14 protein-coding genes are annotated in these 15,486 nt (G+C 48.9%); 5 read left to right on the top strand and 9 right to left on the bottom strand.

Annotation, left to right across the window (positions count from 1 at the left end; all coding sequences use genetic code 11):
* Window positions 1-13 precede the first annotated feature (13 nt).
* The 4 genes from K334_RS0107435 (at window position 14) to K334_RS0107450 (ending at window position 3,546) form a co-directional block, all read left to right on the top strand.
* The gene (locus K334_RS0107435; protein ID WP_154655573.1) at window positions 14-685 is read left to right on the top strand and encodes an outer membrane beta-barrel protein; all 672 of its coding nucleotides are present in this window, start codon (window positions 14-16) and stop codon (window positions 683-685) included.
* A 95-nt stretch (window positions 686-780) separates the two neighbouring features.
* Window positions 781-2,349, top strand: a complete 1,569-nt coding sequence (locus tag K334_RS0107440; protein ID WP_025880046.1) for a capsule assembly Wzi family protein — start codon at window positions 781-783, stop codon at window positions 2,347-2,349.
* Between the two features lie 5 nt (window positions 2,350-2,354).
* Window positions 2,355-2,789 (top strand): lipocalin-like domain-containing protein, encoded by a 435-nt coding sequence (locus K334_RS13680; protein ID WP_025880047.1) that lies wholly within the window; start codon window positions 2,355-2,357, stop codon window positions 2,787-2,789.
* 1 nt (window position 2,790) lies between these two features.
* Window positions 2,791-3,546, top strand: coding sequence for a glycosyltransferase family 2 protein (locus tag K334_RS0107450; protein ID WP_025880049.1), 756 nt, complete (start codon window positions 2,791-2,793; stop codon window positions 3,544-3,546).
* A 26-nt stretch (window positions 3,547-3,572) separates the two neighbouring features.
* On the opposite strand, the gene K334_RS0107455 is transcribed toward K334_RS0107450, so the two are convergent.
* From K334_RS0107455 to K334_RS0107495, 9 genes are all read right to left on the bottom strand, one after another.
* Window positions 3,573-4,802, bottom strand: a complete 1,230-nt coding sequence (locus K334_RS0107455) for a glycosyltransferase (RefSeq protein ID WP_025880051.1) — start codon at window positions 4,800-4,802, stop codon at window positions 3,573-3,575.
* Complete coding sequence (locus K334_RS0107460) at window positions 4,803-5,594, bottom strand: polysaccharide deacetylase family protein (protein ID WP_081658057.1); 792 nt, start codon at window positions 5,592-5,594, stop codon at window positions 4,803-4,805.
* Window positions 5,587-6,723, bottom strand: a complete 1,137-nt coding sequence (locus tag K334_RS0107465; protein ID WP_027444764.1) for a glycosyltransferase — start codon at window positions 6,721-6,723, stop codon at window positions 5,587-5,589. The genes K334_RS0107460 and K334_RS0107465 overlap by 8 nt, the downstream gene beginning before the upstream one ends.
* Before the next feature lie 76 nt (window positions 6,724-6,799).
* Complete coding sequence (locus tag K334_RS0107470; RefSeq protein ID WP_036890123.1) at window positions 6,800-7,966, bottom strand: O-antigen ligase family protein; 1,167 nt, start codon at window positions 7,964-7,966, stop codon at window positions 6,800-6,802.
* Complete coding sequence (locus K334_RS0107475; RefSeq protein ID WP_027444765.1) at window positions 7,963-9,258, bottom strand: oligosaccharide flippase family protein; 1,296 nt, start codon at window positions 9,256-9,258, stop codon at window positions 7,963-7,965. The genes K334_RS0107470 and K334_RS0107475 overlap by 4 nt, the downstream gene beginning before the upstream one ends.
* Window positions 9,258-10,313 (bottom strand): chain-length determining protein, encoded by a 1,056-nt coding sequence (locus tag K334_RS0107480; RefSeq protein WP_027444766.1) that lies wholly within the window; start codon window positions 10,311-10,313, stop codon window positions 9,258-9,260. Before K334_RS0107480 ends, K334_RS0107475 begins: the two co-directional genes overlap by 1 nt.
* Before the next feature lie 66 nt (window positions 10,314-10,379).
* Complete coding sequence (locus tag K334_RS0107485; RefSeq protein ID WP_025880058.1) at window positions 10,380-11,504, bottom strand: AAA family ATPase; 1,125 nt, start codon at window positions 11,502-11,504, stop codon at window positions 10,380-10,382.
* A 120-nt stretch (window positions 11,505-11,624) separates the two neighbouring features.
* Entirely contained in the window at window positions 11,625-14,144 is a 2,520-nt protein-coding gene (locus K334_RS0107490) for an SLBB domain-containing protein (RefSeq protein WP_027444767.1), read from the bottom strand.
* Window positions 14,145-14,165: 21 nt separating this feature from the next.
* Window positions 14,166-14,795, bottom strand: coding sequence for a sugar transferase (locus tag K334_RS0107495; RefSeq protein WP_025880060.1), 630 nt, complete (start codon window positions 14,793-14,795; stop codon window positions 14,166-14,168).
* Between the two features lie 251 nt (window positions 14,796-15,046).
* Here K334_RS0107495 and K334_RS0107500 point away from each other — a divergent pair, with 251 nt between their 5' ends.
* Window positions 15,047-15,478 (top strand): Hsp20/alpha crystallin family protein, encoded by a 432-nt coding sequence (locus K334_RS0107500; protein ID WP_238318908.1) that lies wholly within the window; start codon window positions 15,047-15,049, stop codon window positions 15,476-15,478.
* Window positions 15,479-15,486 lie beyond the last annotated feature (8 nt).

A 15,486-nucleotide genomic window follows, 5' to 3' on the forward strand; every position in this document is an offset into this window, starting at 1 on the left:
ACAAAAGGTAATTATGCGTACTCTTTTCCTTGCAATCGCGTTGCTGGCTGGAGTGTCAACGACGCAGGCACAAGTGTTTCAACATGCACAGGAAGAAAAAAGATCAAGTCATTCCTACATCAGTGACGCCAGCGAAATGGTCGCGCCGGGCGTGAAACCCTACGTGAAGGCGGGTGTTGTTTCGGCCGATTATGTGGGCAAGAACACTGGTGGAATCAAGGGGCTGTGGCGTCTGATGGCCGAGGCTGGGCTTCAGATACCGTTCAAGACGCGTTGCTTCAGTTTGCAGATGGGGCTGCGTTACATTCAGAAAGGCGCGAGAGGGCCATGGAAGGATGATACGAAGGATATGGCGGACATCCATCAGAATTTATTGGAAGTCCCTCTTCTCGTCACCATGTTCATGCCGACGGACAAGAAAGGTGGCATGAAAGTGGGCATGGGATGTTTCGCCTCGTATGGTGTCGGGGGCAAAGTGGTTCATGGCGTACATGAATACGACACCTATGGCTTTCCAGGGTTCGACATGCGCCGCTTCGATATAGGCCCGATGTTGGAGTTGGGGTATGAGACTCGCCATCTTTCGGTGACGTTTGGCGCGGAGACGGGAGCATTCGACGTGCATGAGAAGATGGGCGATGCCCATGCTCGTGCGTTCTACCTGACGGCCGGTTACATATTCTGAACGCTTGTGCGAGCCTGCTTTATAATAACGCGAGCCTACTTTATAATAAAAGGAGGCGTGTGTCGTTATCATCATATCACCATGCTGATGATGACATGAATTTCAAGCAATTTGTTTACTTTGCTGCCCTGTGCGCATGGCCGCTTGTCGGTCATGCGCAATATGCGTGGCAGGAAGGTGCTGAAACAGGTAGACTGAATCTCTCGAAGGATATCCAATACAGGGTGGAGGCACAGGCTTCCGTGGCCAAAGGTACCACGCCGTTGTGGCTGAACGCCAACCGGCATGGACTGAGTTCGCTGAAATCGGACAACGGTTATCTGCGAGCGAGCGTGGAGCGTGCCTTGCGGAATGATTCCACGCGCCGCTGGGCGCTGGGCTACGGGTTGGATGTCGTGGCCCCGATGCGCTACACCAGCAAGGCCGTCGTGCAACAGGCGTTTGTGGAAGCACGATGGTTGCATGGCGTGTTGACGGTGGGCAGCAAGGAATTTCCCATGGGACTGAAGAACAACCGGCTGAGCAGTGGCTCGCAGACGCTGGGAATCAATGCACGACCGGTGCCCCAGGCGCGCCTTGCTTTGCCCGAGTATTGGGTGTTGCCCTTCGCCCACGACTGGTTGCGGTTGAAGGGGCATGTCGCCTTCGGCAAGATGACGGACGGCAACTGGCAGCGTGATTTCGTGTCGAAAACGGAAAGACATACAGACAACGTGCTCTATCACAGCAAGGCCGGCTATTTGATGATAGGCAATCCCGACCGTTTCTTTCCTTTTTCCGTCGAACTCGGACTGGAAATGGCCACCACCTTCGGCGGCACCATCTACCGACCGGAGGCGGATGGCACAACAACAGTGTTGCGGGGAGGCAGAGGATTGAAGGACTTCTGGCATGCAGTGGTGCCGGGTGGGGCTGACGTAGAGGAGACAACATACCAGAATGCGGCGGGCAACCAGCTGGGTTCTTGGCTTATGCGCGTCAACTATGACACCGACAGATGGGGCGTGAGCCTTTATGCCGACAAGTTTTTCGAGGACCATTCTGGCATGTTTCTCTTGGATTATGACGGCTATGGTACGGGTGACGAATGGAACGTGCGGAAGAAGCGCCGCTATTTCGTCTATGACCTGAAGGACATCATGCTGGGCGCGGAGGTGAGATTGAAAGATTGCCGGTGGATTGACAACGTTGTGGTAGAGTATATTTATACCCAATATCAGAGCGGGCCTGTCTACCATGACCACACGAAAAGCTTCAGTGAGCATATCGGTGGACGTGACAATTATTACAACCATAACATCTATATGGGTTGGCAGCATTGGGGACAGGCCATTGGCAATCCACTCTATACGGCTCCTTTATATAATAAGGATGGAAGAATCGTTTTTCAAAACAACAGGTTCACGGCTTGTCATCTGGGCTTGAGCGGTTATCCGACGGAGCAGGTGGACTATCGTTTGTTGGCAACCTATCAGTCAGGTTTGGGCACCTATGACGATCCTTTCACAGAAACGCGGCGGAATGTGAGTGTCATGTTGGAAGTGACGTGCCATCTGAATAAAGGTTGGAGGATTACAAGCGCTTGCGGAATGGATATGGGAGGATTGTTGGGGCATAACTATGGCGGTCGGTTGACCATCGTCAAGACAGGTTTTTTAAAGTAGACGGAATGAAAGGACTGCTTACACATATTGTTGGAACATTTTTGTTGTTATCCACTTTGGCTTCCTGCAACTTGGAGCATGAAGACAATGGCGATTTGGACGGCTATTGGCATGTGGTGCGTATCGACACGCTTGCAACAGGAGGAAGCTGTTATAAAAGTAATGAACGGATGTATTGGGCAGTCCAAGGAAGGCTGTTGAATTTGACAGGAGGCAACTTGTCCGTTTTCCTTTATTTTAGACATGAAGGCGATGGATTGTCAGTTTACAGCCCTGCACTTGACGACCGCCTTCAAGGAGATCCTGTCCTGACGGATGAAAAGGCCTTGGAGGACTATGGGATAGCAGGGTTGGGAGAGACTTTTACAATCGAACACTTGTCGAAAAAAAAGCTGACGTTGAAAGGGAGTCTGTTTCGTGTGGCTCTAAAAAAGCAATAGTATGAAGGTTTCTATTATAACAGTAGCCCATAATAGTGCCCGAACAATCTCCGATACAATATGCTCTGTGCTGGCTCAAACCCATCAGAATATTGAATATATCATAGTGGATGGCCAGTCTGCCGATGGTACGATGGAGATTGTCCAGGGGTTTGAAGTCCGGTTTGGCGGTCGTTTGAAGTATATTTCCGAACCGGACGGCGGTATTTACGATGCCATGAACAAGGGGATAGCCATGGCCACGGGGGATGTTGTGGGCATGTTGAATTCGGATGATTACTTTACAAGCAATGACGTGATAGCCAAGGTCGTGGCAAAATTTCAGCGAGATGACATTGAGGCGGTTTTCGGCGATGTCCATTTCATCGATGACAGCCAACCGAATAAGGTGGTTCGCTATTACTCTTCCAAGGCTTTTCGTCCCTTTTGGTTGAGATTTGGATTCATGCCGGCTCATCCGTCGTTATATTTGCGAAAGCAAATCTACGACCGTATGGGAGGATATAGGCTTGACTATCAGATAGCGGCCGATTATGAGATGATGGTCCGTTTGTTTATTGTGAACAAAATTAAAGGAGTATATCTGCCCATGGATTTCGTAACCATGAGACTTGGTGGCATAAGCACTAAGAACATTAGAAGCAGGATGGTGTTGATACGCGAAGATGTACGGGCATGTCATGAGAATGGAGTCTACACCAATGTGGCAATGATTTGTACGAAGTTCATCTACAAAATATTTGGGTTCAGATTATAAATCAAGTTCTTGTCGAATGCAGTGACTTAACGTTGTGGCTTCCTTTGTTTCAAAATATTTTTATATAGCGTCATATAGTCGGCGAATCGTGTTTTTTGTTCGAAAAGTGTTATGATTCTTTCTCGACAAGTTTTTCGATATCTCTCTCTTCCATTGGCACATATCTCGGAGATACGCTTGCTTGCAGCGTCCACATTGCCTTGGTCTACTACAAAGCCAGTTTCGGAATCGATGCTTTCGGGGCTTCCACCAGTTCGATAGGTTACCACAGGGATTCCGCAAGCCATTGCTTCGAGGTTGGTTGTAGGGAAATTGTCTTCCCATGTAGGATTGAAATATACGTTTGCAGCTGAATATAGCTCTATCAGTTCTTCTTGGTTTTGGGTGCGTTGTAGTCCTATGATGTTTTTTGGAAGATTCTTTATATCTTTCTTATTTAGCCCAACAAGTATAATGGAATAGTCATCAGGCAAGATAGTTCGGAGTTTCAGAAAGTCAGGTAGTCCTTTTCTGTACCAGTTGGAGGCTACTCCAATTACAATTTTGTTTTCTTGAGGGATGTGATATCGTTGTTTGATGATGGCACGTTTGGTTGGTTTGAACATCTGACAATCTATCCCATTATATAGTTGCACGATGGAATTATCTTTGAAAAATGAGCATTTCAAGTCATTTTCCAGCCATTTGCTGACAGGAACCAGTGTAAGGTTGTCCAGAGAGAGAAACGACAGTTTTTTATGTTCAAAGTTCTTGTATGACTGGTTTGCCATAATGCTGCGAGGGTATGTTGATTTCCATGCACAGTGATGGCAATGCTCTTCCCATTTCCGACATCCTGCAAACATGTAGTGAGCACAATGTCCCGTATAGGACCAGCAGTCGTGCAGGGTCCATATTACCGGAATGCCGCTTTCTTTAAGAAAGCGAAATAGTATGGGGTAGTTGAGGTAGTAGCCGTGGATATTGTGAAGATGGATAATATCGGGGTGTATTTGTGTGATATAGCGAATGAGTTTACGTGTTGCTCCTTTCGACATCAGTCCATGATTGTCGAGTATTCTGGTTCCCAATCCGTGTACAGCTTCGTCCCAACGGCTTCCAATATGGTATAATTGAGAGGCACTCGGATTCATCCATCGTCCGTATGCTATATGACTTTCCCATCCTTCCTGTATGGCTAACAGCCCTATGCCTTCGGCTATTTTGCCGTGTGAGCCCCAGTTGGCGGTGATATTGATTTGAAGGAGCTTTGTCATTTAGTAGTTTTTGTTGCAACTAAGAAAATATCTTACATGTGCTATAGGCCAGTAAGGTTCGAAATGTCGCCGGTTGATTACTTTCCCATCGAATGAGAAGTAATGTTTATAGTCAGACTGTGAGAAAACGAAAGGATATGTCCGAAGGGCTATTTGAATAGACCGTTGGTTAGCCTGCGAGAGTTTGCCGTATGGGAAAGCAAAGTAGTTGCAGGGCCGCTCAAGGTGTTGCTCTATAACTTTTTTGCAATCTACAATCTGGTATGTTAGTTTCTCTTCATCTTCAGAGTTAATCATAAAGTGATCCATGGTGTGCGCGCCAATAATGTGTCCGCGGTCGGCAAGGGACTTAAGGTGTTCCCATCCCATTGGTTGTTTATTTTGAGAGAAAACGACTTCTTGGTTGAAATGGTCAATATATTCCTTGTCTCCATCGACATAATTGGGATTTACGAAGAACAAGGCGTTTACACCAAACTCTTCCAACACAGGTGCAAAATAATCGTAACATTCCATGAAGCCATCGTCGAAGGTAAAGGCGACCAATGCTTCTTTAGTCTGTCTGTGGTTGGAAATCATGTTTACGGCGTCTTCAATGTTGATGAAGCGCACCTGACGGCTGAGCTGTTTCAATTGTAGACGGAAGCAGTCTGTTTTCTTTTCGTCTGACAGTTTGTGCCCGTTAAGAATGTGAATGCCTGGCGCAGGCTTGCTCCATAGGCCAAGGATGTCGAGCACGCAGTGTCGCAAAGCATTTCTTATGCCCATGTAGATTGCGTTATTTTTATGCATTTGTCTTGTGAAAGTCGAGAATATGGTGAAGAATGTCTAACTGATAGTGTATATTCCATTTGCGATCAACCTCGTCAAAAGCGTTTTGTCGAGTTTGGTTGCGCTGTTCCTGAGTAGCTTCTGTCCATTTCAAGATGGTTTTTTGAAGGTCTTCAATGTTGTTTTCTTCAAAGAAATCGCCAGTTATGCCAGGTTTGATGGCTTCGAACTCGGGCATTTGGTTGGGTAGATTGCCATGGGTAATAACTGGACATCCAAAGGTGAGAGAGTGTATGGCGGTAAGTCCCACATTGCCTGGTGACACGCAAGCGTGAGCGTTGTAGAATAGCTCGCCAATTGTGTTGTCGTCGTAGCATGGACCGAAGAGCCAACATTGGGCATCGAGCGAAAAGGAACGAATGGTTTCAGGAAGTTTCATGTCATCTATTTCCTCTCCCACAAACACTACGTTGATGATAGTCCCGCTGTCTCGCAGCCGTGCCACGGCTTTAAGAAGGAGATCAAGGCGTTTTCTTTTTTGTAATCGACCACAGTAGATTAGCGTTGGATGATTATTACCAAAATGGCGTGAATAAATATCTGTGACTTTAAGATGTTGTCGTATTTGCAATTCTTTGTCACTATCGAGAGAATTGGCAATACATGTCATTTTGTTTCTATCAAAGCCTTCTTTAACCATGAGTTGGATGGCATACTCGTTATATAGTAGTAAATAGTCGAACATGGAGTAGAAGGCTTTCTTGAGCCAGCGTCTTGTACGGGTTTCTTTGCCATACCATCCATGAGTCCATGCGATGGTACGTTTGCGTTTTATTTTGGATAGAATGAGTATGCTCCATGTAGATAGGCAATAGGGCTCTCCGTCTAAAATATAGGTGTTGTAAGGTTTAGAAATAAGTTTGGTAGAGCCCACTTGTCGATAGAAATTGCCATAGAAAACATTGTGCAGTGTTCCTTTAAATCCCTGGAGCGCTGTATAATTGAAGGCTTTCACGGGAGTACTACCTTGGTCGCCGAGATAGAAGTCGCAACCAAAATGAGTGGCCATGGCATTATATATAGGCCAACGATAGGCTGCGCCAAGATTAAAAATACAACAAATTTTGGGGTGAAGAGAGGCTGTCGTCATGTGTATGATAGATGGAGTATTCGTTTGAAGATGATGAAGAGGATGGGAATGTCGAACATGAGATAGTGATTGGAACTTAATTGGAAAGCTGATGGTTACCGAAAGGCTGTCTTTGAGAGATGGCGAGGGAAATCCCTAACAGCAACCAGACAAAAAAGCACTTGACACCAGGTCCGAATGGTGGACGTGCCTCAAAGAGAGCGTTGATGATAAAAGCCATGAAAATGATATAGGCGATTGTCGTTATTGGATGAATTGGTCTTGATTTCAAAAGCGTTTTGAAGATGTAATAGAGAAATATAAGCACAATTGTCAGCCCCCAGACTCCATATTGCGTCAACATATTGAGTGGCATGCAATCCACATAATAGTCTCCGGAACCCAGCCATGGATGTTGAGGAATCCTCTGCAAGGCGATGGTAAACAAGATAAGTCTGTTGGAACTGAGCGAATTCATGTCGGTGGCGTCTCTTCCGCCAAGGATTATCCCTTTCATAATAAGCTCATAAGCGTTGGAACTGATGGCCAGATAGCCTATGAACAATACCGAAAGGACGATGATCCAGAGCTTCAGCTTATTGTTGTTGGAGTGGAATATATAATAATATATAATGTAGCATGCACTGAGTAAAGTGGCGCGGGAACGATTCATGGCCATGACGACGAAGATAATGAGTACGATTAGCCAGCTCCCCCAGCGTAAAAGCTTGTTGGAGGGGGTGATGAAGATGAGAGAAAGGTATCCACAGCAGAGCAGAATCTGTGCGATGGAGTTCTTTTCACCATAAGCGTAGGTGTTGGAAGTGATGTCTGCGTTTTGTAGAAAGTTGAGGTAGATGACCACGGAGAGGCCTAATCCGCCGATAAGCATGATGAAAGCAATCGCTTGCATGATGCGTTGGCTGCCGTGATGGAGCCAAAAACTGTAGGAAACCATCGTCATCATGAGTGAGATGGCTATATTGTAGAGGTCTTCATTCAGGTATTGTCGGCCGGTGAATATCTGGCATGTAAAGCAATATAAGCCAAAAACAAATGTAAAGAGATAGAAAGGCAGCAACTTGTTGCTCAGATATGTCTGTGGCGCAGTGAAACACATATACCCGAAAGGCAATACCCAAATCAGTTTAAAGATTTGGTCATAGCCCGATTCCAGCAAAGAAGGAGTCTGCGATATGAGGCTTCCCATAATAGCCAGAAGGAAGGTTGATATGGCAATGTATCTGTTTACTGCGTGTTTCATGACTTGTGATGAATCATGATTCTATAGAAACCATATAATAGGAGAAAGAAAATGCCGGTGCAAATCAGCGTGCTGGTGGCATAGTCCTTTGCCGCATCAATACCCTGGTGTTGGTGAATGAGATAATAGCCTAAGGCTACTGTCAACACATCACGCATGCAACGGATGGCGAAAAGGCTCCATGTGCGTCCTTGGGCAATGAGTTCTGATGTGAGCACATTGGAGCAGCAAGTGAATATGGAAGCAAAGACAAATATCCGAATGACTGGCCCAAGTTGATGGAATGTGGGGCCATAGAAAGAGGTAATCCATGAAGAAAGCAGATACACGGCCAAAAATGGGATGAGCGTGCAGACTAAATTGATGGCCAGCATCATGTTTATCTCATGTCCTTGCCTTTTGGGGTCATGGACACTTGCGCTCAAATGGGATAGCATGACGTTGTAGAGCATGGCTGGAATCATCAAGGCGACGGAAAACCAAAGCTCGGCAGCAGTGAACAGACCGACTTCTCCCAAGGATGAAAGCTTGGTGATAATCAGGAATCCCAGCCATCTACCCAAGGCAAAAGTCAGTTCCTGCAAGGCCACAGGGATGGAAAACCGTGTGATTTCCCATGTGAATGGCCGTTTTTCTTGCAGGGACAAGTCGTTTTGAGCATTACTTATGGCAATGGAACAGAGCCCTACGCAGAGTATTTGCGCGACAGACAGGGCTGCCAGAGAGCCTTTCAGGCCGAAAAAGTAAGTAAGTATGGCAGAGGAAAACAATAGAAAAATTCCCACCCATATATTGATGATGGCTATGGACTTGAATCTTCCAAACCCACTGATGACACCAAATTGTGTCGTGCTGATGGCTCGAAAGACGATGATGGCACTTAACCATCGGAATGCCGAAGCCAATGTCGGTTCGTTAAGATACATGGATAAGGGCTGTGCCAAGATGAAAAGTGCCGCTGCAAGGGCAACGCTGATTGTCGTGGTGATGGAAATGGTCGCCTTGACGATACTCCGCAGATACTTGGGATTGTCCGTTTTGTATTGCGCAATGAACTTTGTAGAGGTATAGCCTAAGCCAAGTGTCGCAAAAGCTGCAAACTGAAACATGGTTGTCTTGATAAAACCATACTCCCCATACAGGTCTTTGCCCAACAAACGCGCAATGATGATACCGGCTAATAGTAGCAGTCCGTAGCCACTGCCATTGCCCACAACAGCCCAAAAGGAGTCTTTGAAGAACGTGTTCCCCTTGATGTTGTATCCCATATCGCCGAGCCAGTTTCTTTTCATCAGTCCTTGTCTGGTGTCAGTAATGCGAAAAAGAGGTCACGGCTGATATATACTGTAGTGGCAATCCAGCTCAATAGAAGCATGATGGCTACGAATATCATCCGTTTGGGGCCTGCGGGCTTGGTGGGAACCGTTGCTGATTTGATGACAGTAAAGGCCGGGGTCTTTTCGAGCACCTTTGCACGGGCAGCTTGCAGTTGACTGTTCATGGCACTGTAGGCATTGAACTTCAGCTGCATCTCGTTTTCCAAATCGTCTTTCTTCGAACTGTAGCTTTCCAATACGATGTCGGTATTGGCGTCCGCGTAGCTTCCGTAGACTTGGCGTGCCCGCTCATAGCCTGCTTTTGCTTCAGCCGTCAACTTCTTGTAGTAGTCAACGTCACGCTGGGCCTTGCTCGTTCTGTATCGCGTGATGAACAGTTGCAGCTGACTTCTCACGGAGTCGGCCATCGTTGCGGACACCAAAGGATCCTGGTCGGTCACAGCTATGGAAATCATACCAGTCTTCAAGTCAATCTGACATGTGATGTTACCTTCTATCTTTGACAGTATGTCTGTTTCCGCCTTTGTCAATCTGAAAGGGTTTATCTGAAGACTGTTCCGCGTCTTCTCACGACTCGTGAACAGTCTTGTTATCCATGAGATTGGCAATAAAAGCGGATTATTCTTCTGATACAGTCTCATGTATTGGTAATAAGTCGTGTCGATTTTGTTGTCAATGGTTTTTATCCGGCAATTGACTAAGTTGAGGATAAAGTCATTCGACTTCAGCAGTTGCGGATAGATGTCGGGTGAGATGGCGTCGCCGGTAGCCGCGCTGCCAAGATTGAATCCTAACGACGACGTAATGTTCGAAATGCTGTTCTGGCCTGCCGACATGTTGTTGATTTCAGGTGCCAGGACAACCTCGCAAGCGTAATATCTTGGAACGGGTAAGATGAGAAGACAAGCCACAACAAAGGTAATGGCCGAAACGGAAAGAAACAGTTTCCTTTTGTGTTTGATACGTTTCAGTACTGTCAGTATATATACTTGATCGTTTTTGATTTCCATTGTATATTCTTTTTGCCTGTTTTATGTCATGGAGTTGTTTGGCTCTTTCCAATCGTTGGTTTACGGTTAGAAGTCTCTCATCCATAATTTAAAGATAGGGTCGACGAAGCGCAAGATGTTGTCCTTGTCTTTTTCGATAATATCATGCTCACTCAGACTGCGCTTGTTTTTTGTAAGCGTATTGGGGTTGCCCAGATTGTATTGGCTGCGCACTTCCAAAGAAGACAGCTTGGTTTCGCCTGCGGCTATTGCACGGAGAAGCTCTATCTGTGAAGCCGTCAGGCGGTTGATGTCGGATTGGAACATAGGAGTATTGATGTTGAGTACTTGCTTTACGCCATAATGGAAGTCATCGGCTGTGACTTCGTCAATCGTTTTGTTCCAAATGAAGAAGCAAAGTTGCTGTAGATACCAGGAATGACATTCAACGATGTCGCATATCTCCGAAGCATATCTTTCTGAAATCTTCTTGTTTGTCTTGCAAAAACCGTCAAGAATGAATGGAATCCAGTTCTCTTTGCTGATTTTATCGAGAAAAACAACCTGCCCGAAACGATAAAAAGGATTGTTTGAATTGTTGAATATGTCCATCATCATGTGGCGTTTGCTTCCATATAGGCAATAGGTCGTGGCTTCCTGTTGCTGCCACATGGAGCGCATCTTCCCTTCCATGTTTTTGTATTCCGGAAGATTGGCAAGTTGTTGGAACTCATCTATGCAAACGATGATGTGGACACCTTTTTGCCTTGCCAAGGTTTCCGGAAGCTGAAGAATCGTGAGTTTGTCTTTTTCTTCAGGTTTGAATTTGACATCAAAAGCCATAAAGTCATTGACCTGGTCCTTGATAACCAACTGGGGGACGACTCCGTTGAGGAACTGTTTTGCATCTTTTGCCCATTTTTCAAACTTGGATGACGCGCATTCAATGACCTTGCTTGCAAAAGTTCGATAGAACTCCGCTTCAGAACCAATGCTGAATGCGTCGATGAAGCATACTTTGATATCATCTCTTTCTGCCGTAAGTTCTTCCATCGCCCTTTTGACCAGAGAAGATTTGCCCCATCGACGAGGCGATATCACCATGACATTGATATGCGAAGTGAGCAGCTGTTTCAGTAAAGCCCGGTCTTCGTTGCGGTCGATGAAGTTCTCTTTGGTTGCGAGTGTTCCAAACTGAAAAGGTGATTCCATATTCATTTTTTTGCTGTAAAGATACAAAAGATTACCTAAAGGTAAGTTACTTAAAGGTAATTTTTTGATGGCGGGGTGAGGGCGGCATGCCGGCCATTGCGTGTGGGTGGCGCTTTTTCGCTATTTGACCAGATTCGCTATCGTGGCAATCATGGCGGCAATGCCGGCGACACTGGAGCCGATTCCGAGCCATTGCCCCAGTGTGTTGCCATTGGGCTTGGGCTTGCTCGGCACGACGATTTCGCAACCGGGCTGTATCTTGGTGCTGTGACTTACGCGGGCAACAGTCCCGTTCATATATATAATGAAGGTGCGGCTCTTCTTGGCGCGGTTGCCCCAGCCCCCTGCCTGGTTGATGTACCAGTCCGGACGCTTTCCCTTGGTGTAGGTGACGGTGTTGGGATACATCACGTCGCCGCTGATCTTGACCGTTCCCGTGTATTCGGGGATGATGATGCGGTCGCCTTCGCGCAGCACCACATCGTAGTCGCTGCCCGGGTGAGCCATGGCCTTGTCGAGTTCAATGCCTACGGGGTAGGAAGCTGACAGTTGGAGCATGGCCGCGTTGAGGCTGTCTTTCTGTCCTACCTGCGCCTCCAGCATGCGGGTGACGGCTTGGATGCGTCCCTGCTCGTCGGGAGAAGTCCGCCGGATGAGGCGGGCACCCTTTACATAGGCCATGTCGGTGACGCCGCCGGCCTTGCGGATGGCGTCGCTCAGCCGCTCGTTCTTAGCTGACAGCGTGTAGACGCCGGCAAACATGGCCTGTCCTTCTATTGTTATGTTGCGTTGGGCGGAGTAGCCGGGACTGCGGCGCACGTATACTTCGTCGAACGGCATGAGCTTGAAGCCCGGTTCGCCGTCGATGACAAAGCCGTCTTTCAGGCTGAACGAGTAGGTCTTGGCAATGATGCTGTCGTTCTTGAGGGCCTTGGGATTGCTGACCCGGCGGGCCACGTCCACTTTGATGGTGGATGCGGTCTCTTTCAGTCCGCCGGCTTGGAGCACGATGTCTTCTATCGTCTCGTCGTCGGCATAGCGGTATATGCCCGGATAATGCACCTCACCGTGAATCGTGATGGTCCTTTCCTGCATCATGTCGCTGCGTGTCGGGATGAAGAGAACATCGTTCTCACGCAGCGGAATGTCGGCCACCGTGCCCTTGAGAATGCCGTCGATGTCAAGAGGAATGACCCTCAGCGTGCGGTCTTCCTTCATGCGGTGCATCACGGCATGGGCCGTAAAGGCCTCCTCGGTGACACCCTCCGCGTGTTCGATGAGCGAGCGCACGGTGTTGATGCGGTTGTCGATGTTGTAGAGTCCGGGGCGGAACACGGCTCCCTTGATTTCCACCGTGTTCCTGTAGCGTGGCAGAATGGAGTCTACACTTACGGAGTCGCCGTCGGCCACGCGGAAATTTCCGAAGTCGAACTCGTCCACGTTGAACACGGAATACTCCCGTCCGTTCTTCCGGTTCACCCGAATGCTCTTCCGATAGGCGTCGCCCGTGAAGCCGCCGGCATACTTCAGCAGCGAGCCGAGGCTTTCGCTCTTCTTCATCTCGTAGAACATGGGGCGTTTCACCTTGCCTTCTATCTTCACCAGGCTGTCGTATGGGCCTATGATGACGACGTCGCCGTCAGCCAGCCGGACGTTGCCGGTCATCTTCCCGTTCAGGATGTAGTCGTAGATGTCGACCACCGTCACGAGTCGGTTGCTGCGATATACCTTTATATTGCGCAGTGTTCCCAGGTCGTTGGTGCCCCCGGCCATGTAGAGGGCTTGGAAAACGGTGGAGAAAGCCGACAGCGTATAGGTGCCGGGCGTCCTCACTTCACCCATCACATTGATGGTGATGGTCTTGGTCTGGCCCACGGTCAGCCTCACCTTGCTGCTGCTGTAGCGGGCGCCGAGGGTGGAGCGCAGCCGGGCGTTGGCCTGCGCCACGGTCAGCCCGCTCACCTGAACGGGGCCGAATCCTTCGATGGTGACGTCGCCGTCGGGCGACACCGTGGCGTCGATTGTCTTCTGCGAAGCGCCGTAGATGTCGATGATCACTGCGTCGCCCGGCCCCAGACGGTAGTTCCGCGGGGTGGCGATATTCATGTTGGGCTCGAAGCTGAGCTGCTTGTTGTTGAAGATGTCACGGCCGAAGACCTTGTTTTTCTGGTTGCGTTCGGCCAGCAGTTGCTTCAGCAGTAGGGTGGAGTCGGCGGGCAATATGCCCACGAGTTCGCTCTCCATGTCGGCCTGTCGCTTCGTCAAATCGTCTTGCCGCGTCGTCATGTCAGCCGGTATGGACGTGATTTGCATGTCGACGGCGTTCTGTCGGGCATTCTGCCGTTGCGAATCTCCGTTGTTTTGACGCAACCGGTTGCCGGTCTTGTCGCCGGTTCCGTCGGCCAGCATTCCCAGGCCTTTGTTCTTTTGCAGTCGTTCGTAGCGTTTCTTCACCCTCCTGATTTGGTTGATGTCCACGCCGCTCTGCATCAGTTTGGTTACAATCTGCGCCTGCGACTTGCCCACGGCGTGTTCGCGCATGATGGTCGTCATGACCTGGTCGTCGGTCATGGCCGTCTGGGCGTGCAGCGACAGAGCGGGCAGGAGGGATATGGCGAGTATGAGAAATGCTTTTTTCATATAATGTAGAGTTGTTTGCTGTCAGATTTTCTTTCCTTGAATGAGTGTTGCCACCGTCTTGACCAGGATTTTCAGGTCGAGCCACAGGCTGCGCCGCCGTAGATAGGCCAAGTCCATCTCCATGCGGCGTATCATCTTTTCCAGGCTGTCGGTGTAGCCGTTGTAGAGCGAGGCCTCCGAGGTGACGCCGGGGCGCATCCGGTAGATTTCCCGGTAGCGTTCGTCCACGGCCAGGATTTGACGAATGAAATGCTGCCGTTCGGGGCGCGGGCCCACAAACGACATGTCGCCCTTGAGCACGTTCCACAGTTGGGGCAACTCGTCGAGGTGATGGCTGCGCAGGAACTGCTCCAGGCGGGTGGAATTGCTGCCGTCGCACGTTGCCACCAGTTGCGGGCCGTCCTCTTCTATCTCGCTGCTCATGGTGCGAAACTTGATGATTGTGAATGTCCGCCCATGATAGCCGACGCGCTGTTGGCGGAAAAGCACGGGGCCGTTGCGCTGCACTTTCAGGAGCAGCGTGATGAGGATGAACGCCGGAAGCAGCGCCACCAGTCCCACGGCGGCCAGCAGGATGTCCGTCATACGCTTGGCAGCCAGTTGCATCCGGCCCATTCCGTCGCTTGTATGGGTTGCATTCTTCGTGTTCATTCGCAATCTTTAAACCTTGAGGCTATATATATAACTCAAACTGCGGTTGTTTGTTGTAAAGGTACTAACTTTTCCTTGCAATTGCGCCCGACAAGCTTTGTAAACCATATAATCGTGCCATTCTGTCGTGGATTTTGACAGAATGGCATGCAAAACGGGCCTGGTATGTATGTTGTCTCTTGAAGATTGCAGCGCAATGGAAGCGTTGAGACAAGATAAAATCAAACTAACAAACCCATAAACAGGAGGTAATGATTATGACACCGGTAATGTACACGAACGATTGGATTTCGAGAGCGTTCAATGATTTCTTCAAGAATGACTACATGCCACGGGCCAATGCCACGGCACCGGCCATCAACGTGAAGGAGACGCCGCAGGCCTATGTCGTCGAGCTGGCCGCTCCCGGCACCCGGAAGGAGGACTTCATGGTGAACATCAACGACGAGGGCAATCTCTCCGTCAAGCTGGAGCGCAAGGACGACGAGCAGGAGAGCGGCAAGCAATACCACTATCTGCGCCGTGAGTTCAGCTATACGAAATACGAACAGACCCTCATTCTGCCCGACGATGTGGACAAGGAGAAGATTGCGGCCAAGGTGGAGCACGGCGTGTTGACCATCCATCTGCCGAAGTTGGACGAGCGGAAGGTGAAAGTGCAGCGCACAATCGCTGTCGAGTAGGCGATGGG

Source organism: Segatella baroniae DSM 16972 = JCM 13447 (assembly GCF_000426585.1).
Taxonomy (GTDB): domain Bacteria; phylum Bacteroidota; class Bacteroidia; order Bacteroidales; family Bacteroidaceae; genus Prevotella; species Prevotella baroniae.

Coding starts and splice junctions, on each gene's coding strand:
- K334_RS0107435 (WP_154655573.1), top strand. CDS start 14: ATGCGTACTCTTTTCCTTGCAATCGCGTTGCTGGCTGGAGTGTCAACG.
- K334_RS0107440 (WP_025880046.1), top strand. CDS start 781: ATGAATTTCAAGCAATTTGTTTACTTTGCTGCCCTGTGCGCATGGCCG.
- K334_RS13680 (WP_025880047.1), top strand. CDS start 2,355: ATGAAAGGACTGCTTACACATATTGTTGGAACATTTTTGTTGTTATCC.
- K334_RS0107450 (WP_025880049.1), top strand. CDS start 2,791: ATGAAGGTTTCTATTATAACAGTAGCCCATAATAGTGCCCGAACAATC.
- K334_RS0107455 (WP_025880051.1), bottom strand. CDS start 4,802: ATGACAAAGCTCCTTCAAATCAATATCACCGCCAACTGGGGCTCACAC.
- K334_RS0107460 (WP_081658057.1), bottom strand. CDS start 5,594: ATGCATAAAAATAACGCAATCTACATGGGCATAAGAAATGCTTTGCGA.
- K334_RS0107465 (WP_027444764.1), bottom strand. CDS start 6,723: ATGACGACAGCCTCTCTTCACCCCAAAATTTGTTGTATTTTTAATCTT.
- K334_RS0107470 (WP_036890123.1), bottom strand. CDS start 7,966: ATGAAACACGCAGTAAACAGATACATTGCCATATCAACCTTCCTTCTG.
- K334_RS0107475 (WP_027444765.1), bottom strand. CDS start 9,258: ATGAAAAGAAACTGGCTCGGCGATATGGGATACAACATCAAGGGGAAC.
- K334_RS0107480 (WP_027444766.1), bottom strand. CDS start 10,313: ATGGAAATCAAAAACGATCAAGTATATATACTGACAGTACTGAAACGT.
- K334_RS0107485 (WP_025880058.1), bottom strand. CDS start 11,504: ATGGAATCACCTTTTCAGTTTGGAACACTCGCAACCAAAGAGAACTTC.
- K334_RS0107490 (WP_027444767.1), bottom strand. CDS start 14,144: ATGAAAAAAGCATTTCTCATACTCGCCATATCCCTCCTGCCCGCTCTG.
- K334_RS0107495 (WP_025880060.1), bottom strand. CDS start 14,795: ATGAACACGAAGAATGCAACCCATACAAGCGACGGAATGGGCCGGATG.
- K334_RS0107500 (WP_238318908.1), top strand. CDS start 15,047: ATGATTATGACACCGGTAATGTACACGAACGATTGGATTTCGAGAGCG.